Below are 18,842 nucleotides of genomic sequence, written 5' to 3'. Positions count from 1 at the left end.
CACGGTTGTCCTACGGGATCGCTACGGTTGTCCGCATGCGTTTCGGGGTGCTGGGTCCGCTGACGGTGCGGACCGACGACGGTGAGCCCGTCCGGATCCGCGACACCAAGGTGCGCGCCCTGCTGACCTCCCTGCTCCTGGCCCGGGGGCGCCTGGTGCCCGCCGACCGCCTCGTGCGGGACCTGTGGGGCGACACCCCTCCGGCCCGCCCCGCGGCCGTCCTCCAGGCCCGGGTCTCCCAACTGCGCGGAGCCCTGGAACGCGCCGAACCCGGAGCCCGTTCCCTGGTCCGCCACCGCGCGCCCGGCTACCTGCTGGACGCCGACGACGTGGACGCCGCACGGTTCGAGGACCTGCTGCGCCGGGCCGCGCGGGCCGCGGAGCCCCGTGAGCGCGCGGAGCTGCTCACCCGCGCCCTGGACCTGTGGCGCGGGCCCGTGCTGGCCGAGTTCGCCGACACCGAACCGGCGCGGTCCGCTGCGGCCCACTGGGAGGAACTGCGGGCGACCGCCCTGGAGGACCGGGCCGAGGCACGTCTGGAACTGGGGGAACACGCCGTGCTGGCCGTCGAGCTGGCCGAGACCGCCGCCCGCCACCCCTACCGCGAGCGCCTGCACGCCGCCCGCGTCCGCGCGCTCTACGGGGCGGGCCGTCAGGGGGAGGCCCTGGCCGCCTACGAACGGCTGCGCGCGCGTCTGGCCGAGGAGATGGGGATCGACCCCGGCCCCGAGCTGACGGCCCTGCACCGGGCGGTCCTGACGCAGGACCCGTCCTTGGACCCGGTACCTGCTTCTGCGCCCCCGCCGGGGGCCGCCGCGTTCCCCGCCGCGCACAGGACGGCCGTCCCCGCCGCCGGACTGCCCGCGCCGGTCGGGGACCTCATCGGCCGGGACGACCACCTGCGGACGTTGAGCTCCCTGGTCGGTGCCCAGCGGATGGTCACCCTCACCGGTCCCGGCGGGGTCGGCAAGACCCGGCTGGCCCTGGCGGCGGCCCGCGCACTGGACCCCGGCACGGCCCTGTTCGTGGAACTGGCCGCGCTCGCCCCCGGAGGCGACCCCGTGCCCCTCCTGGCCGATGCCCTGGGGGCCCGCGACGACGCCTCGGAGCCGGGGGCCGCCCCGCACGAGCGCGTCGCCGGACTCCTGCGCGGTCGCGACGCCCTGCTCGTCCTCGACAACTGCGAGCACGTCGTCGGCCCCGCGGCGGACGCGGTCGCCCGCCTGCTGGGCTCGGTGCCCGACCTGCGCGTCCTGGCCACCAGCCAGGTACCGCTGGACGTGGCCGGGGAGCACCTGTACGCGCTGCCCCCGCTGGACCTGCCCGATCCCGGCACCGACGACCCCGAAGCGCTCGCCGCCTCGGGCGCGGTACGGCTCTTCACCGCGCGCGCCCGGGCCGCCGCGGCCCCGTTCGCGCTCGACACCGACACCGCTCCCGCCGTCGCCGCGGTCTGCCGACGCCTGGACGGCATCCCCCTCGCCCTCGAACTGGCCGCCATTCGACTGCGGCACATGGGCGTGGCCGACCTCGCCGCCCGCCTGGACGACCGCTTCGCCCTGCTCGGGGTCGGCCGCCGCGACGCGCCCGCACGCCAGCGCACCCTGCGCGCCGTGATCGACTGGAGCTGGGAACCGCTCTCCGCGGCCGAACGCGCCGTGCTCGCCCGCCTGGCCGTGCACGCCGACGGCTGCGACCCGGCCGCCGCCGAGGCGGTGTGCTCCGATTCCGGCACCGTGCCAGTCCGGGATGTGCTGGGGCTGGTGGGGGCGCTCGTGGACCGCTCGCTCGTGGTGGCCGCCGACCGCTCCGGCGCGACCCGCTACCTCCTGAGGGAGTCGGTGGCCGCCTACGCCCTCGAAAGGCTGGAGGAGGCCGGGGACGCGCGCCGCACCCGTGCCCGGCACGCCGCCCACTTCGCCGAGCTGGCCGAGCGCGCCGACGAAGGGCTGCGCGGCGCCGACCAGGAGCACCGGCTCCGGCGCCTGGACCGCGAGTCGGCGAACCTGGACGCGGCCCTGGCCCTCGCGGTGGAGGAGGCGGACGCCCGCCTGGCCCTGCGCCTGGCCGAGGCCGCGTGCTGGTACCGGTACCTGCGCGGGCGCGCGGGGGCGGCCCGCACCGCCCTGGACGCCGCCCTGTCCGTGCCCGGTGCACCTCCCGCGGCCCGCGCCCGGGCACGGGTGTGGCGGGCCGCCCTGGCGGTACCCGGCTCCGAGGACGCCCGGCAGTGGAGCGCCACCGTCGAGGAGGACCTGGCCCGGGTGGACGACCCGGTCGCGCACGCCCGCCTGACCTGGTTCACGGAGTCCACGCGCTGGGGGCTGGGCGATCCGGTCCGGGCCGCGGCCCGGGTGGAGCGGGCCCGTGACGCCTGCGTGCGGGCGGGGGACACGTGGGGCGCGGCGGTCGCGCGGGAGACCCTGGCCCGGGCGGCCTTCGCCCGCGGCGACCTCGCCGGAGCCCGGCGGGAGGCGCTGGAGGCCGAGCGGGCACTACGTGCCCTCGGTGACCGGTGGGGGATCCTGCGCGCCTCCGACACCCTGGCCCAGGTCGCCGAGGCCCGCGGCGACCTGGCGGAGACGGCCCGGCGCCACGAGGAGGGGCTGCGCATCGCCGAGGGCCTTCGGCTGTGGCACACCTTCTCCCTCAAGCTCTCCGGCCTGGGGCGGGTCGCCCTGCTCAACGCGGACCTGGACCGGGCCGACGCGCTGCACGCCCGGGCGCTGCGGGTGGCCGAGGAGCACGCGGACCCGGTGGGCGAGCAGTTCGCGGACGCCGGGATCGCCCTGGCCGCCCGCCGCCGGGGCGACCTGGACCTGGCCGAGCGGTCGCTGCTGCGCCGCCTGGAGTGGAACCGGCGCGCGGACGGCCGGATCGGGACCGCCTTCATCCTCACTCAGCTGGGGTTCGTCGCCGAACAGCGCGGCGACGCGGACGCGGCCCTGGAACTGCACGGACGGGCTCAGCGTGAGGCCGAGCGCAGCGGCGACCCGCGTGCGGTCGCCCTGGCGACGGAGGGGCTGGCCGGAGCGCACGCGCTGGCGGGCGGGCACGGCCGGGCGACGCGGTTGCTGGAGCGGGCCGCGGCCCTGCGGGAGGAGGCGGGTGCGCCGTTGGCTGCGGTCGAGCGCTGGGACGTGGACCGCGTCGTCGGGCGGATCGGTGCGGGTGGTGCCCGCCGCGAGGCGACGGGCACCGCGGTCGGCGACGCGACCTGAGCGGCACCGGGCCCGAAGCGCCGCGGGCGGCGCGGGACCCGGAGCGCTCCGGCGGGCGGGTCAGCGGGTGAAGTCGTCGGGGCCCCGGGCGGGACCGTGGTAGAACAGCCGGTCCGGTTCGTCCGCGGGCACGGTCGGGTAGGTCGGGCCGTTCCCGGCGGGCGCGCGGCGGGCTGCCAGTTCCAGTACCGGCGCCAGCATGGCGTCGGCGACCGCGTCGCGCAGCTCCGGGAGCAGCGCGTACAGCACGTCGCCGGGGCAGGCGGTGGCGTTGAAGTCGCGGTGGCCCAGGATCGCGCTGTGCGGATCGAGCCGGTAGGCCCCGCACAGCCACGCCAGGGTGGCCACCAGCGCGTCGGTCAGGGCCCCGGTCGGGCTCACGCTCGTGTAGAGGCCCTCGTTCTCGATGCCGATGCAGGTGCTGTTGTTGTTGGCCACGTGCGCGCCCACGACGTGGCTGCCCTCGCGGATGGCGGCGAAGCTGCGGTCGCGGCCCTCCATGACGTGGCCGCCGCGGCTGATGGTGAGCTGCTGTCCGGTGTCGAGCCAGCCGTTGGAGTCCATGTGGTAGTTCTGGATCGCCCTGGACAAGGAGTAGGCGTGGCTGAGCGAGTAGTCGGTGCTGTTGGCCGTCGCGGTGTGGTGGACCACGATGTAGCTGGGCGCGGTGGTCAGGATCTGGACCCGGCCCGCGGGTGAGCGCGCTCCCCAGTCGGCCCGGGTGTGCAGGGGCGGTTCGGCCGCCCCCGAGGAGGCGCTCGCGCCCCCCGCGGTGAGCGCCCCGCCGAGAACGGCGGCGCCGGAGGCCAACGCGGCCCCGCGCAGGACGGTGCGTCTGTCCGGACCTGACCGGTGGGTTCTGGTCATGGGTGATCCTTCGGCTCGTGTCATGACTTGCCAGTCCATAAGAGAACACGGACCACCCACGGTGCACAAAGTGTGACGCGGTGAATTTTCATGGCCGTGACCGGCCAGAACGCCACTCTTTGACCCCATGGGTAGAAGTAGGTCGTTGGTGTACAAGACGGCGGAGAAACGATAGAGCGGGAATGCGCGTTTTCCGCTGTTCCATCCCCGGCTCTTTGCGCGTCTTTTCCGTTGTCCTCGACAGGTCTTTTCCGAACCGCGGTGCCCGAGCCCGGAACCGGCCCCCGTCGGGGCCGGGCGGTGTCTCCCGGAGCGCCGCCGACGCCCTTGCCTGCGCCGCTGCCCGGCCCCGGGCGTTTGCTGTACAGTTCCTGACTACTCAGGCGTCCCGTGCCCCCGGGCTCCTTCTCCCCCCACCCGGAGAACCAGCGGAAGAAGAGGACCCATGACGAGTACGACCGCCGAGAGGACCGGGCGCCCCGGGACGGTGGAGGCGGCGTTCCTGCTCCTGCTCGCCCTGATCGCCGTCGACCTCGTGCTGTGGGTGCTGAACGTGTTCGTTGTCGCCCCCACCGGGCTGGAGAGTATGCGCGCGGCCGCGGGCGAGGAGGGAGGCCTGCGCCAGGCCGCCGTGTCCGGCGCCGCCGCGCTGCTGTTCGCGGCGGTGGGTGTCCTCCTCGCCGTCCTGGTGCGCCGGGGTCGCAACTGGGCGCGTCTCCTGATCGCCGCCGCCGCTGCCCTCGTCGTGCTCATGGACCTGGCCACCGCGAACATGGACGCCATCGTGTGGCCGCCGGCCGGGATGTCGGCCTACGACGTCCTCGGCTACGCCGTTCCGGGACTGCTGGGACTGTCCGCCCTCGTGCTGCTGTTCCTGCCCGCGTCCAACGCCTACTTCTCGCGCGGGGCGCGGGCCGAGTAGGCGCTGCGGCGGACGGCCCCGGCGTCAGCCGGCGCCCGGGCCGTGCGGGACGACCATGGACAGCACCCCGGGCAGGCCCGCCCAGTCACTGGTCACCGTGGTGGCCCCGGCCTGCGCGAGTTCGCGCACGCGGGCGGCGGCCTCCTCCGGGGAGGGGGTGCGCGCGTCGATCGCGGGGGACACCGCGTGGGCGCCGGTCATCACCAGGAGGTAGTCGTTCTCGCCGTACCAGGAGGTGTCGATGCCCCCGGTGTAGGTCGGGGCGCTGCCGTCGAAGACCACGAACCACGGCCGCAGCTCCTCGGCGTAGCGCTCGCGCGGGTCGCCGCCGCGGGCGCCGAGCACCGCCGGGAAGGTGGCCGCCTCCTCCAGGCGGCCCTCGGCGGCCAGGTCGCGCAGGCGCGACGCCTGCTCCTCGTCGGTCCACAGGTCGTCGAAGGGGTTGCCCTGCTCGAAGGTGCCCGGGGTCAGGTAGACGACGACCCTCCCGGCCAGGGCCTCCCGGGAGGGCCAGCCGTCGGCGCGCACCGCCTCGTCCAGGGTGGCGTGGCCGCCCGCCAGCAGGTCGTCCGGTCGGAACAGGGCGTCGCCCAGGACCTGGTCGGCGAGCGCGTCGAACTCGGCGGGGCCCAGACCCGCCTCGGCGTGGTAGCCCTTCTTCATCTCGACCTTGAGCAGTAGCGGCGGGTGGCCGGGGTTGGCCTCGTGCCAGATGCGCACGTCGCGCAGGCAGTCGGCGAGGTCGCCGTCGCCGCCCCGGCGCAGTTCGTCCGGGCTGGTGGCCCCGGCGCAGTTGTTGTGCTGGCCGACCAGTTCGTGGTTGACCCGCCAGGTGCCGAACCACTCGTCGGTCCACACGTCCAGTTCCAGGAGTCCGGCACCGGAGTCGAGGGCGTCGGCGAAGTGGGGGAAGGTCGCCGTCTCGTAGGCGTTGTGCACGCCCACGGAGGTGGTCCGGGAGAGGGCCTGCTCGGCAGCGGAGGCGGGGGAGGGGGCGCTGGTCAGGGCGAGGGCGAGGGCGAGCGCGGCGCAGGTCAGCGCGGCGGTGCGTGCGGAGGGCATGGGGGTCCTTCGGCGCTGGGGGTCACTGGCTGGTGGTCAACCAACCACAGGTCACCGCTCGTGCGCAAAGGGTCATGCTCCGGGAGGTGGCGCTGGGCCCAACGGAGGATGAAGTCCCGTCGGGCCCCGCGGAGTCCGGGGGTTCAGGCCACGGGCTCGGGCGCGCGGTCCCGCTCCTCGGCGCGGGGGGCCAGACGTCCGGTGCGGTGCAGCCACCAGTCCGCGACCAGGGTGCCCAGGGGAGGCACGGAGGCGGCCAGGGCCACCAGCGTCGCCCACAGGTTCCAGCGCAGGTGCAGGGCGGCGGCCAGGGTGGCCGCCACGTAGAGCATGAAGGCGCCCCCGTGCAGGGGGCCGAAGAGGTGCACGCCCGCCTCGCTGCCGCTGCCCAGGTACTTGACGTACATGCCGCCCAGGAGGCCGATCCAGGTCAGGGCCTCGATGACCGCCACCACGCGGAAGACGGTCGCTGTGACACGGGGACTGATGCTCACGCTGTTCCTCGGACTCGCTCGGTTCTGGACGGGAGGGGAGGTCTCCGGCGCCCGCCGGGCCCGGACCGCTCCCAGGCTAGGACACGTTTTCGAGTGGCCGAATCCAGGGCGGAAGGTGCGGAAGCGCACGTTCGGACGTCCCTCGCGCACCGGTGACGGGCCTCTCCGGCTCGGACCGTCGCGGTCGGGGCGCGGGCCGGGGAAGGCGGAGGGACCCGGGGGCGCGCCCCCGGGTCCCCGACCCGGACCCTTCGTCCGGGCTCCTTCGGCCGAGCCCTTCCGGCCGGGCCGTTCCGACCGCGCCGCCTCAGCCCGGCGCCGTCAGCCCAGGGCCTCCACCACGACCCCGGCGGCCCCGGCGATCAGCGCGTTGTCGTACTCGGCATCCTCCTCGTCACGGCTGGACATGACGGCGAGGACGATGGGTTCACCCTCCGGGGGCCACAGGACGGCGATGTCGTTGCGCGTGCCGTAGTTCCCGCTCCCCGTCTTGTCACCGACTTCCCAGCCCTCGGGCACCCCGGCGCGGATCAGCTCGTCCCCGGTCAGGTTGTCGACGAGCATCCGCCTGAGCACCTCGCGCCGGTCCTCGGGCAGGGCGTCGCCCAGGACGAACTCGCGCAGGCTCCCGGCCATGGCGCGCGGCGTGCTCGTGTCCCGGGTGTCCCCGGGCGCCCACCGGCTCAGGCCGGGCTCGACGCGGTCGGCCTCGATCACGTCGTCGCCCATCTCCTCCATCGCCTCCTCGAACCCGTCGGGTCCGCCGAGTTCGTCGAAGAGCAGGTTGGCGGCGGTGTTGTCGCTGTAGCGGACGGCGGCGTCGGCCACCTCCTCCAGGGGCAGCCCGGTGTCGATGTGCTGTTCGGTGACCGGTGAGTGGCCGAACACGTCGTCGGCGTCGTAGGCGACGACCTCCTCCATCTCCTCGGGCGTGTTCCGCTGGAGCACCAGCGCCGCGCTGAAGGCCTTGTGGGTGGAGCAGTAGGCGAACCGCTCGTCGGGGCGGTGCGTGATCTCCTCGCCGCTGCCGGTGTCCACCGCGTAGACCCCCAGCCGCGCGTCGAACTCCTCCTCCAGGTCCGCGAACTCGTCGGCGAACCCGGCGGAGGGGTCGGCCGGGGTCGGCCGCCCGGCCGAGCCCTCCGCGGAGGGCCCGGCCGGGGGCTGCGACCCAGGAGCCGGACCGGAACCGTCCGCCCCGCAGGCGACGGCGGGCACGAGGGCGAGCGCGGTCAGCGTCGCGAGCCCGGTGCGCCGTAGGGGTGAAAGCAACATCTTCCCTGCTCCTTCTGTCCTGGGGACGTACGGGTTCCGTGCCCGGTCGGCGCGGAGCGGCGTCAGGCCAGCTCCTCCGCGACGACCTCGGCGGCCCGGGCGATCAGCGCGTCGTCGTACTCGGCGTCCTCCACCTCACGGCTGGACATGACGGCGAGGACGATGGGGTCGCCCTCCGGGGGCCAGATGACGGCGATGTCGTTGCGCGTGCCGTGGCTTCCGGCGCCCGTCTTGTCGCCGACCCTCCAGTCCTCGGGCACCCCGGCGCGGATCAGCGCGTCACCCGTGGTGTTGTTGACGAGCATGTCGTTGAGCACCTCGCGCCGGTCCTCGGGCAGGGCGTCGCCGAGGGTGAACTCGCGCAGGCTCCCGGCCATGGCGCGCGGCGTGCTCGTGTCGCTGGTGTCCCCGGGCGTCCAGGCGTTCAGCTCGGTCTCGATCCGCTCCGGGTCGGTGACGTCGTCGCCGATCGCCTCCAGTTCGTCCTCGAACGCGTCCGGCCCGCCGAGTTCGTCGAAGAGCAGGTTGGCGGCGGTGTTGTCGCTGTGGCGGACGGCGGCGTCGGCCACCTCCATCAGCGTCATGCCCGTGTCCACGTGCTGCTCGGTGATCGGCGAGTAGTCGACCAGGTCCTCCTCGGTGTAGGTGACGACCTCCTCCATCTCCTCGGGCGTGTTCTGCTGGAGCACCAGTGCCGCGGTCAGGGCCTTGTGCGTCGAGGCGTAGGCGAAGCGCTCGTCGGGGCGGTGCGCGACCTCCTCGCCGCTGCCGGTGTCCACCGCGTAGACGCCCAGCCGCGCGTCGAACTCCTCCTCCAGCCGCTCGAACCCCCGGGCGGGTCCGCCGGAGGCCGCCGGAGAGGCCGACTGCTCCGCGCTGGGTGCCGCGGCGCCGTTGGCAGCCGCGCAGCCGGTGGCGGGGACGAGGACGACCGCGGCCAAGGCCGCGAGTCCGGTGCGCCGGTGGGATGAGAACACCATGTGTGCCTGCTCTTCCTGTCCTGGGTGTGCGCGGGTCCTCGGCCGGGCCCGAAGACGGCCCGGACACGGAAGGACCCCCGGTCAGCCGTGCGGGAACCCGCACGCGCCGCCCTGCCGGGCGGCCTCGACCAGCAGTCTGACCGCTGGCACTGATGCTGTCCAAGACAGAAACGACCAGTTCCATGTCAAAACGGCATACCATGAGGGTCATGGACCTCGTCGGCGCCTGCAAGGCGTTCGTGAACGTGAGCGAGAGGGGCAGCTTCACCCTCGGAGCCGCCGCCGCGCGCATCCCCCAGCCGGTCGCCAGCAGGCGCATCGCCGCCCTGGAACGGCATCTGGGCGCCCGCCTGTTCGACCGCTCCACCCGCAGGGCCACCCTCACCCAGTTCGGCCGCGACATGCTGCCCTCGGCCAGGCGCCTGGTCCGGCTGGCCGAGGAGATGGAGCACGACGCCGAGAGGGCGGCGCTGCGCCCGCTGCGCCTGGCCGTGCCCGACACCTGCGCCACGCGCGACCTCGCCCTCCTGGGCGCCGAGGCCCGCGAGGAGGGCATCCACCTGGACTTCCGCTCCGCCGCGCCCGTGGCGCGGACCGAACTGCTGGGCTCCCGTGAGGTGCGCGCCGCCCTGACGGGGGTGCCGCCCGGCGAGGCCGCGTGGACGGTCCCGCTGGGGCTGGCGGGCACCGGGGAGCCGCGCGCCGGGGCGGTCTACCTGGAGACCCTGCGCCTGCCCCGCGACCGCTCGTCCTCGCGCGGCCGCCGCGTCTGGCTCCAGCCCGAGGACGACGTCCCCCACGTGCGCGACCCCCTCAACCGCCTGCGCGACGCCGTGGGCCTGCGGCCCGGCCAGGTGGTCCTCGCCGCCTCCCTGGCCTCCGCCGCCGCCGAGGTCCTGGGTTCGCGGGACCTCCTGCTGTGCTCTCCCCGCCAGGCCGAGGACCTGGGGCTGTACTGGCGCCCCGCGGGCGAGGTCCGCCTCGCACGCGGCTACGAGGTGGCCGCCGAGACCGGGGACGAGGCCGAGCGGCTGCGCGCCCTCCTGGGGCGGGCGATCGCCCGGTGCCTGGGCGCCCCGGAGGGGGAGGGGCGGCCCGGTACGGACGGGCCGCCCGGACGCACCGACGCCGAACGGGAGTCCGCGTGAGCGCCACCGTCCTGGTCCGCGACCTGCGCCGCGAACTCGACGAGGGCGGACTGCGGGGCTCCTTCCTGGTACGGGACCTGCGCACGGGCGAGGAACTGGGTATCGAACCCGACCTGGAGTTCTCGACGGCCTCGCTCGTCAAGGTCCCGCTCGCCGTCGCCACGCTCGAACGGATCCGCGCGGGGGAGGTCGACGGCGCCGAACAGGTCCTCGTGCAGCCGGGCCGGGTCACCACCCCGGGGCCCACCGGGATGAGCCGGTTCCGCCACCCGGCCCGCGTCAGCGTCGAGGACCTGCTCTACCTCAGCATGTGCCTGAGCGACAACACCGCCACCGACGCCCTGTTCGAGATCACCCCTCCCGAGCGGGTCGCCGCCTCGCTGCGCGCGGCCGGGCTGCGCGGCATCACCGTCCGGCACACGATGCGCGGCCTCAGCGACACCCCCGCCGACCGGCTCGGCCCCGAGGGCGCGCACCTGGCGCACTCGCTGGCCATCGGCGAGGGCACCGCCGGGCGGGGGCACCGCATCGAGCAGCTCGACGTCACCCGGGCCAGCTCCGGTGCGGCCCGGGCCTTCGCCGACCTGCTGGAGGCGCTGTGGCGGCCCCGGGCGATCGACCCGGACGTGGCCGCCCGGGTACGGGAGCTGATGGGCGACAACCTGCTGCGCCACCGGCTGGCCCCCGACTTCACCTCCGACCTGTCCCGGTGGTCGTCCAAGACCGGAACCCTGCTCAACCTGCGCCACGAGATCGGTGTGGTCGAGCACGCCGACGGCCAGGCCTTCGCCGTCGCGGTGCTCACCGAGTCGCGCGTGCCCGCCTACCACCAGCCGGGGGCCGAGGCGCTCATGGCGCGCGTGGCCCGGGAGCTGCGCGACCACCTGCGCGCGGGAGTCCGCTGACCGGGCGGGGCGGGCTCCCCCGCTGCGGTCCCGTGCCCGTTGCCGACGCCGACGGTCGAGGCCCGCCACAGGCACGGGACCAGCGCGGGTCGGGGCCCCGGGTCGCACCGGCGACATGCGCGGCCCGGCCATGAGGAGGGACCTCAACCCCGGGCGGTGAGCCCCAGAGCCGGGGCGAGCCGGGCCAGCACCGGCAGGATGTCGTCGTCCTCGGCCAGCGGCTGCACCGCGACGTGGTCCGCGCCCGCCTCCAGGTGCGCGCGCAGCTCCGCCGCCGCCGTCTCCGGTGCGCCCTGCGCGACCATGGCGTCCACCAGCGCGTCGCTGCCGCCGTCGGCGAAGTCCTCGTCGGAGAAGCCCAGGCGCCGGAAGTTGGCGAGGTAGTTGGTCAGCCGGTTGTCGACGTAGACGCTGAGCCCCCTCCTGGCGGTGCGCCGGGTCTCCCCGCGGTCCCCGCCCAGGGCCACCTTGTGCTCGGGCGCCAGCAGCGGGCCCCCGCCCAGCGCCTCGCGCGCGCCGCGGGTGAACTCGGGGTTGACCAGGTACGGGTGGGTCCCGGCGGCGCGCTCGGCGGACAGGCGGAGCATCCGCGGCCCCAGGGCGGCGACCACCCGCCGGTCCGCGGGCACGCCCCCGCGGTCGAGGACGTCCAGGTAGTCCACCACCGCGCCGAAGGGCTTGACCGCCTCGGGGCCGTTGGCCTCGCGGTGGCCCGCGCCGATGCCGAGCAGGAACCGGCCGGGGTGCTCGGACTCGATCCGGCGGAAGGAGTCGGCCACCGCCTCCGCGTCCGCGGTCCAGATGTTGACGATGCCCGTCGCGACCGCGAGCCGCGACGTCGCGGCCAGCGCCGTGGACACCTCCTCCAGCCCGGCGCCGGGGGAGCCGCCGACCCAGACGGCGCCGTAGCCCAGCCGTTCGATCTCGGCGGCCGCGTCGGCGGTCAGGTCGGTCCTCGTCACCCACACTCCGTAGGTCCCCAGGTCGACGGCGGTGGCGTTCAGGCTCATGTCGGGCCTTTCTTGACGGTGGTGTCGGCGTGCCGCCCCCGGCGGCCCGCCGGACGGACACGGGGGGACCTACCCACCTTCCTCCCCGAACGAGCGCCCCCGGGCGGGGGAAGGGGAGTCCTCCGGGCCGTCGTGCCCCGTTCTGCGCGGAGCACCGGGCGCGTCTCCCCGGGACGTGCTCCGTGCCGCCCGCCCGGCGCGGGGCCGAGGACCCGGCCGCCGGGACGGACCACGGCGCCCGCGCGGCGCGAAGACTCCGGTCACAGCGGGTGCAGGCGCTCGGCCGCGCCCGCGCGCACGGCCTCCGAGACCCGGTCCAGGACCGGGGAGCGCAGGTTCCACCGCTGCCAGTACAGGCGCACGTCCACGGGGCGGCCCGGGGCCAGGGCCACGAGCCGCCCCGAGGCGATGTGCTCCGAGCACTGCGGTTCGGGCACCACGCCCCACCCGAACCCGAGCAGGACGGCCCGGGCGAAGTCCTCCGAGGCCGGGACGTAGTGCCGGGGGCCGGAGGGCTCACCGCCGGGGGACTCGCGCAGGAACCGGTCCTGGAGGTCGTCGCGGCGGTCGAAGTTGACCACCGGAGCCCGGGCGAGCAGCTCCGGGTCCGCCCGGCCGCCGAGGTGCTCCCGGTCGAAGTCCGGGCTGCACACCGCGTGGTAGCGCATCGCGCCCAGCCCCGCCACCGTGCACCCCTGGACCGCCTCGGGAGTGGAGGTCACGGCGGCCATCACCGCCCCCGAACGCAGCAGGGACGTGGTGTGCTCCTCGTCCTCGCGGTGGATCTCGAACACCGCGCCCAGGTCGGCGGGCAGGTCCGCCAGCGCCTCCAGGAACCAGGTGGCCAGGCTGTCGGCGTTGACCGCCAGCGGCACCGACACCCGGCCCCTCTCGCGCTCGCCCAGCCGCAGCTCCGCGTCGGCGTCCTCGTCCAGCAGCAGCACCTGGCGGGCGTAGCGCAGGACCACGTCCCCGGCGGCGGTGGTCCGCACGGGGTTCGTGCGCTGGACCAGCACCCGGCCCGCGGTCTGCTCCATCGCCCGGACCCGCTGGGACACCGCCGAGGCCGTCACGTGCAGCCGCCGCGCGGCGGCCTCGAACGTGCCCTCGTCCACCAGGGTCGCCAGGGTGCGCAGATGGTCGAACTGGAACGGCATGTTAAGCCTCTCTCAGGGATGCTAAGAAAGTTTAGCTTTACTGCACACGGGTGTCCGACCTAGCTTTTCGGGGTGAACGAGACACTCATCCCCGCCCTGCTCGGCCTCGGCACCGGGCTCGCGCTCATCGTGGCCATCGGCGCCCAGAACGCCCACGTCCTGCGGGTCGGTATCGAGGGCCGCACCGGAACCGTCCTGCCGGTGGTGCTGGTCTGCGCCCTGTCCGACGCCGTGCTCATCACGGCCGGGGTCCTCGGCGTCGGCGTCGTCGTCGAGGCCGCGCCCCTCGCCGTCACCGCGGTCCGCCTGCTCGGCGCGGGCTTCCTGGTCGTCTACGGGCTGTCCGCCGCGCGCCGCGTCCTGCGCCCCGGCTCCCTGGTGGTCGGCGGCGGGCCCTCCGGCGGACGCGGGGCCGCGGTGACCACGGCGCTGGTGCTCACCTGGCTCAACCCGCACGTGTACCTGGACACGGTGGTGTTCCTGGGTTCGCTGGCCAACCAGCAGGGCGGCGACGCGCGCTGGTGGTGGACGGCGGGGGCGGTCACGGGCAGCTTCGCGTGGTTCTTCGGTCTGGGCTTCGGCGCCCGCCTGCTGCGCCCGGTCTTCGCCCGCCCGGGCGCCTGGCGGGTCCTGGACGCGCTCATCGCCGCCGTCATGCTCACCCTGGGCGTGCGCATGGCGCTGGGCGCCTGAGCCGCGGCCCCTTCGCCGGGCCGGGCGGGCGTCCGGCCCGGCGGGGTCCGGGCGGCGGAACCGCCCCCGGGGCCGCTTCCACCGCCGTCGCCCCGGCGTGGCGCGGGTCTTCCTCTCGGGGCCGTGCGCACCCTGTTCATAAAACGTTTCAAGCAGGGGAGGGATGATTGGCCGGGCGTAAGGGCAAGTGAACCTTGACACATCAGAAGAGCTGGCGGTAGTTTCAGCGCAACCTGAGTGAAACGATTCAATGGGCCTTCCCGCCGGTCGGACCGGCAGGCGCGCCCTCCCCGAACGGAGCCCCACCGTGGCAGCACTCCCCGAACGCGGCGCGGACGCCCTGGCCGTCCTGCGGCGCCAGCACATCGAACTCCCCTCCTGGGCCTTCGGGAACTCCGGTACCCGGTTCAAGGTGTTCGCGCAGCCCGGCGTCCCCCGCGACCCCTGGGAGAAGGTCGCCGACTCCGCCGAGGTCCACCGCCTCACCGGGGTCGCCCCCACGGTCGCCCTGCACATCCCCTGGGACCGGGTCGACGACTACGCCGCGCTCGCCGCCCACGCGCGCGACCTGGGCATCGGCGTCGGCACCGTCAACGCCAACGTCTTCCAGGACGACGACTACCGGCTCGGCAGCGTCACCAACCCCGACCCGGGCGTGCGCCGCAAGGCGATCGACCACCTGCTGGAGTGCGTGGACGTCATGGACGCCACCGGATCGCGCGACCTCAAGCTGTGGTTCGCCGACGGCACCAACTACCCCGGCCAGGACGATTTGCGCGCCCGCCAGGACCGCCTCGCCGAGGCCCTGTCCGAGGTCTACGACCGGCTCGGCCCCGACCAGCGCCTGCTGCTGGAGTACAAGCTCTTCGAGCCCGCCTTCTACGCCACCGACGTCCCCGACTGGGGCACCGCCTACGCCCACTGCCTGGAGTTGGGGGAGAGGGCAGTGGTCTGCGTGGACACCGGCCACCACGCCGCGCACACCAACATCGAGTTCATCGTCGCGTTCCTGCTGCGCGCCGGGAAGCTCGGCGCCTTCGACTTCAACTCGCGCTTCTACGCCGACGACGACCTCATGGTCGGCGCCGCCGACCCCTTCCAGCTCTTCCGCATCATGTACGAGGTCGTGCGCGGCGGCGGCCTGGCCGCCGACACCGGGGTCGCGTTCATGCTCGACCAGTGCCACAACATCGAGCCCAAGATCGCCGGTCAGATCCGCTCGGTCATGAACGTGCAGGAGGCCACCGCCAAGGCCCTGCTCGTGGACGCCGACGCGCTCGCGGCCGCCCAGCGCGAGGGCGACGTCCTGGCCGCCAACGCCGCCCTGATGGACGCCTACAACACCGACGTGCGGCCCATGCTCGCCGACCTGCGCCGGGAGCAGGGCCTGGACCCCGACCCCATGGCCGCGCACGCCCGCTCCGGCTACGCCGAGCGCGTCGCCGAGGAGCGCAAGGGCGGCGCCCAGGCCGGGTGGGGCGCGTGAACCGGCCGCCGACCCAGCACAGCAGCACCGAACAGGGAGACCCCGTGCCCGACGTCGTCGAACAGCTCCTCGCCCGCAGCAACACCCTCGGCGCCGACCCGCGCAACACCAACTTCGCCGGGGGCAACACCTCCGCCGCGGGCACCCGCACCGACCCCGTCACCGGACAGGACGTCGACCTGCTCTGGGTCAAGGGCTCCGGCGGCGACCTGGGCACCCTCACCGAGGACGGCCTGGCCGTGCTGCGCCTGGACCGCCTGCGCGCCCTCGTGGACGTCTACCCCGGCGAGGACCGCGAGGACGAGATGGTCGCCGCCTTCGACCACTGCCTGTTCGGCAGGGGCGGCGCCGCGCCCTCCATCGACACCGCCATGCACGGCCTGCTGCGCGCCGCGCACGTGGACCACCTGCACCCCGACTCCGGCATCGCCCTGGCCACCGCCGCGGACGGCGAGCGCCTGACCCGCGAGTGCTTCGGCGACCGCGTGGTGTGGGTGCCCTGGCGCCGCCCCGGGTTCCAGCTCGGCCTGGACATCGCACGCATCGCGGAGGAGAACCCCGACGCCATCGGCGCGATCCTGGGCGGCCACGGCATCACCGCCTGGGCCCAGACCAGCGAGCAGTGCCAGGCCAACTCCCTGGAGATCATCCGCACCGCCGAGAGGTTCCTGGAGGAGAACGGCCGCCCCGAGCCCTTCGGCCCCGCCCTGGACGGCTACGGCGCCCTGCCCGGGGCCGAGCGCCGCGAGCGCGCCGCCGCCCTGGCCCCGGTCATCCGTGGACTGGCCTCCACCGACCACCCCCAGGTGGGCCGCTTCACCGACAGCGACGTGGTCCTGGACTTCCTGGCCGGGGCCGAGCACCCCCGCCTGGCCGCGCTGGGCACCTCCTGCCCCGACCACTTCCTGCGCACCAAGGTCCGACCCCTGGTGCTCGACCTGCCCGCCGACGCCCCGCTGGAGCGGGCCGTGGAGCGCCTGCGCGAACTGCACCGGGAGTACCGGGCCGAGTACCGCGCCTACTACGAGCGCCACGCCGACGCCGACAGCCCCGCCATGCGCGGCGCCGACCCGGCGATCGTGCTGGTCCCCGGCGTGGGCATGTTCTCCTTCGGCAAGGACGCCAAGACCGCGCGCGTGGCGGGCGAGTTCTACGTCAACGCCGTCAACGTGATGCGCGGCGCCGAGTCCGTCTCCACCTACCGGCCCATCGAGGAGTCGGAGAAGTTCCGCATCGAGTACTGGGCACTGGAGGAGGCCAAGCTCGCCCGCCTGCCCAGGCCCAAGCCGCTCGCCACCCGGGTCGCCCTGGTCACGGGCGCGGCCAGCGGTATCGGCAGGGCCATCGCCGCCCGCCTGGCGGGCGAGGGCGCCTGCGTGGTCGTGGCCGACCTGGACGCGGACAGGGCGGCCGCCGCCGCGGCCGAACTGGGCGGCGCCGACACGGCGGTGGGCCTGGCCTGCGACGTCAGCGACTCGGGCGCGGTGGCCCGCGCCTTCGCCGAGGCCGCCCTGGCCTTCGGCGGCGTGGACCTGGTGGTCAACAACGCCGGGCTGTCCATCTCCAAGCCGCTGCTGGAGACCACCGAGCGCGACTGGGACCTGCAGCACGACGTCATGGCCAAGGGGTCCTTCCTGGTCTCGCGCGAGGCGGCCCGGACGATGACCGCCCAGGGCATGGGCGGCGACATCGTCTACATCGCCTCCAAGAACGCCGTGTTCGCCGGTCCCAACAACGTCGCCTACTCCGCGGTCAAGGCCGACCAGGCCCACCAGGTGCGGCTGCTGGCCGCCGAACTGGGCGGCGAGGGCATCCGGGTCAACGGCGTCAACCCCGACGGGGTGGTGCGCGGCTCGGGGATCTTCGCCGGGGGCTGGGGCGCCCAGCGGGCCGAGGTGTACGGGGTCAGGGAGGAGGACCTGGGCGCGTTCTACGCCCGGCGCACCATCCTGGGCCGCGAGGTGCTGCCCGAGCACGTGGCCAACGCGGTGTTCGCGCTGACCGCGGGGGAGCTGTCGCACACCACCGGCCTGCACATCCCCGTGGACAGCGGCGTCGCCGCAGCGTTCCTGCGATGAGAGCCGCCGGAGGGGGTGCCGCCGGAGGGGGCGCCGTCCACGCCGCCGTCGACCTGGGCGCCTCCAGCGGCCGGGTCATCGCCGGGCGGTTCGAGGACGGGCGGCTGCGCACCGAGGAGGTGGCCCGCTTCCCCAACGGGCCGGTCACCGTGCCCGCGGACGGCCGCGCCAGCCTGCACTGGGACGTGCTGTCCCTGTACGCGGGCGTGGTCGGCGGGCTGCGGCGGGCCGCCGGACCCCGCGGCCTGGCCTCGGTCGGCGTGGACTCCTGGGCGGTGGACTACGGGCTGCTGGACGCCGACGGAGCCCTGCTCGGCAACCCCGTGCACTACCGCGACGGCCGCACCGACGGGGCGCCCGAGCGGGTGTTCGCGCACCTGCCCGCCGAGCGGATGTACGCGGTCAACGGGTTGCAGGTGCAGCCGTTCAACACGGTGTTCCAGCTCGCCGCCGCCTCCGGCGGCGCCCAGCTGGCCGCGGCCCGCGATCTGCTGCTCGTGCCCGACCTGCTCGGGTACTGGCTGACGGGCGAGCGGGTCGCGGAGCTGACCAACGCCTCCACCACCGGCCTGGTCGACGTGCGCGAACGCCGTTGGGCCGACGCCTGCCTGGACCTGCTGGAGGCGGGCTTCGGCGTCGCGGCGCGGGACCTGCTGCCCGGTCTGGTCGAACCCGGAACCGTCGTCGGCGCCCTCCGGGGCGGCCCGGAGCCCGGTGCGGGCCTCGGCGCCGCGGCGGGCGCTCCGCTGGTGGCGGTGGGCTCGCACGACACCGCCTCCGCCGTGGTGGCCGTGCCCGCGGCCACGCGCCGCTTCGCCTACGTCTCCTCGGGGACGTGGTCGCTGGTGGGCGTGGAGCTGGAGGCCCCGGTGCGCACCGAGGCGAGCCGGGCGGCCAACTTCACCAACGAGCTGGGCGTGGACGGCACCGTGCGCTACCTGCGCAACGTCGCGGGACTGTGGCTGCTCCAGGAGTCGCTGCGCACCTGGCGGGAGCGGGGGCGGGAGGTGGACCTGGCCGACCTGCTGGAGCGGACCGCCCGCGTGCCCGCGCTGTCGTGCGTGGTGGACGTGGACGACCCCCGGTTCCTGCCGCCGGGGGACATGCCCGCGCGGATCGCCGCGTTCGCCGCCGAGACCGGGCAGCGCCCGCCGGAGGGCGAGGCCGAGGTGGCGAGGTGCGTGGTGGACTCGCTGGCGCTGGCCTACCGCCGGGCGGTGCGCCAGGCCGCCGAGCTGAGCGGGACGGACGTGGAGGTGGTCCACGTGGTCGGCGGGGGCTCGCGCAACGCGCTGCTGTGCCAGCTCACCGCGGACGCGGTCGGGCTGGAGGTGGTCGCCGGGCCCGCGGAGGGGGCGGCGATCGGCAACCTGCTGGTGCAGGCACGCGCGGTCGGAGCGGTGGAGGGCGGCCTGGCCGACCTGCGCCGGATCGTGGCCGACTCCACCGAGGTCGGACGGTACCGCCCGAGCGGGCCGGGGGCCCCCTGGGAGGCCGCCGAGCGCCTGCTCCACGGCTGAGGCCGAGGCTTGTGCGAGGGGCGA

Annotated in this window: 15 protein-coding genes; 8 read left to right on the top strand and 7 right to left on the bottom strand. The window is 75.1% G+C overall.

The features are described 5' to 3' along the window. Positions 1-35: 35 nt before the first annotated feature. On the top strand, positions 36-3,221 hold the full coding sequence (locus tag AC0VX6_RS15680; protein WP_475464905.1) for an AfsR/SARP family transcriptional regulator: 3,186 nt from the start codon (positions 36-38) through the stop codon (positions 3,219-3,221). Positions 3,222-3,281: 60 nt separating this feature from the next. Here AC0VX6_RS15680 and AC0VX6_RS15675 read toward each other — a convergent pair whose 3' ends face one another. After that, positions 3,282-4,088 carry a peptidoglycan recognition protein family protein gene (locus AC0VX6_RS15675; RefSeq protein WP_475464903.1) on the bottom strand — a complete coding sequence of 269 codons (807 nt, stop codon included), beginning with the start codon at positions 4,086-4,088 and terminating at the stop codon, positions 3,282-3,284. 445 nt (positions 4,089-4,533) lie between these two features. On the opposite strand from AC0VX6_RS15675, the gene AC0VX6_RS15670 reads away from it, so the two are divergent. After that, complete coding sequence (locus AC0VX6_RS15670) at positions 4,534-5,010, top strand: hypothetical protein (protein ID WP_475464901.1); 477 nt, start codon at positions 4,534-4,536, stop codon at positions 5,008-5,010. A 24-nt stretch (positions 5,011-5,034) separates the two neighbouring features. On the opposite strand, the gene AC0VX6_RS15665 is transcribed toward AC0VX6_RS15670, so the two are convergent. From AC0VX6_RS15665 to bla (AC0VX6_RS15650), 4 genes are all read right to left on the bottom strand, one after another. After that, a complete protein-coding gene (locus tag AC0VX6_RS15665; protein ID WP_475464899.1) occupies positions 5,035-6,072 on the bottom strand; it encodes a phosphatidylinositol-specific phospholipase C domain-containing protein in 1,038 nt (345 codons plus the stop codon). A 143-nt stretch (positions 6,073-6,215) separates the two neighbouring features. Beyond that, positions 6,216-6,566, bottom strand: a complete 351-nt coding sequence (locus AC0VX6_RS15660; RefSeq protein WP_475464897.1) for a DUF3817 domain-containing protein — start codon at positions 6,564-6,566, stop codon at positions 6,216-6,218. A 321-nt stretch (positions 6,567-6,887) separates the two neighbouring features. Further along, positions 6,888-7,841, bottom strand: a complete 954-nt coding sequence (gene bla, locus AC0VX6_RS15655) for a class A beta-lactamase (protein WP_475464895.1) — start codon at positions 7,839-7,841, stop codon at positions 6,888-6,890. A gap of 62 nt (positions 7,842-7,903) precedes the next feature. Further along, on the bottom strand, positions 7,904-8,821 hold the full coding sequence (bla, locus tag AC0VX6_RS15650) for a class A beta-lactamase (RefSeq protein WP_475464893.1): 918 nt from the start codon (positions 8,819-8,821) through the stop codon (positions 7,904-7,906). A gap of 209 nt (positions 8,822-9,030) precedes the next feature. On the opposite strand from bla (AC0VX6_RS15650), the gene AC0VX6_RS15645 reads away from it, so the two are divergent. After that, positions 9,031-9,969: a LysR family transcriptional regulator gene (locus AC0VX6_RS15645; protein WP_475464891.1), complete on the top strand. Its 939-nt coding sequence runs from the start codon at positions 9,031-9,033 to the stop codon at positions 9,967-9,969. Then, positions 9,966-10,874 carry a serine hydrolase gene (locus tag AC0VX6_RS15640; RefSeq protein WP_475464890.1) on the top strand — a complete coding sequence of 303 codons (909 nt, stop codon included), beginning with the start codon at positions 9,966-9,968 and terminating at the stop codon, positions 10,872-10,874. Before AC0VX6_RS15645 ends, AC0VX6_RS15640 begins: the two co-directional genes overlap by 4 nt. A 143-nt stretch (positions 10,875-11,017) precedes the next feature. On the opposite strand, the gene AC0VX6_RS15635 is transcribed toward AC0VX6_RS15640, so the two are convergent. Together AC0VX6_RS15635 and AC0VX6_RS15630 are read right to left on the bottom strand one after the other, a co-directional pair. Next, positions 11,018-11,884 (bottom strand): LLM class F420-dependent oxidoreductase, encoded by an 867-nt coding sequence (locus AC0VX6_RS15635; RefSeq protein WP_475464888.1) that lies wholly within the window; start codon positions 11,882-11,884, stop codon positions 11,018-11,020. A gap of 260 nt (positions 11,885-12,144) precedes the next feature. After that, complete coding sequence (locus AC0VX6_RS15630) at positions 12,145-13,041, bottom strand: LysR family transcriptional regulator ArgP (protein ID WP_475464886.1); 897 nt, start codon at positions 13,039-13,041, stop codon at positions 12,145-12,147. Positions 13,042-13,113: 72 nt separating this feature from the next. Between AC0VX6_RS15630 and AC0VX6_RS15625 the strand changes: the two genes are divergently transcribed. The 4 genes from AC0VX6_RS15625 to AC0VX6_RS15610 all read left to right on the top strand — a co-directional run bounded on the left by AC0VX6_RS15625 (position 13,114) and on the right by AC0VX6_RS15610 (position 18,818). Next, on the top strand, positions 13,114-13,734 hold the full coding sequence (locus tag AC0VX6_RS15625) for a LysE/ArgO family amino acid transporter (protein WP_475464884.1): 621 nt from the start codon (positions 13,114-13,116) through the stop codon (positions 13,732-13,734). A 307-nt stretch (positions 13,735-14,041) separates the two neighbouring features. Beyond that, positions 14,042-15,220: an L-rhamnose isomerase gene (gene rhaI, locus AC0VX6_RS15620; protein ID WP_274973429.1), complete on the top strand. Its 1,179-nt coding sequence runs from the start codon at positions 14,042-14,044 to the stop codon at positions 15,218-15,220. Then, positions 15,208-17,298 carry a bifunctional aldolase/short-chain dehydrogenase gene (locus AC0VX6_RS15615; RefSeq protein WP_475464882.1) on the top strand — a complete coding sequence of 697 codons (2,091 nt, stop codon included), beginning with the start codon at positions 15,208-15,210 and terminating at the stop codon, positions 17,296-17,298. The genes rhaI and AC0VX6_RS15615 overlap by 13 nt, the downstream gene beginning before the upstream one ends. Then, positions 17,295-18,818 (top strand): rhamnulokinase, encoded by a 1,524-nt coding sequence (locus AC0VX6_RS15610; protein WP_475464880.1) that lies wholly within the window; start codon positions 17,295-17,297, stop codon positions 18,816-18,818. Before AC0VX6_RS15615 ends, AC0VX6_RS15610 begins: the two co-directional genes overlap by 4 nt. The last annotated feature ends 24 nt before the right edge of the window (positions 18,819-18,842 follow it).

The organism is Nocardiopsis sp. iso_25 (genome assembly GCF_056173305.1).
Note: the sequence above shows the minus strand (reverse complement) of the source record. Positions and strands in the feature narration are given on the sequence as shown.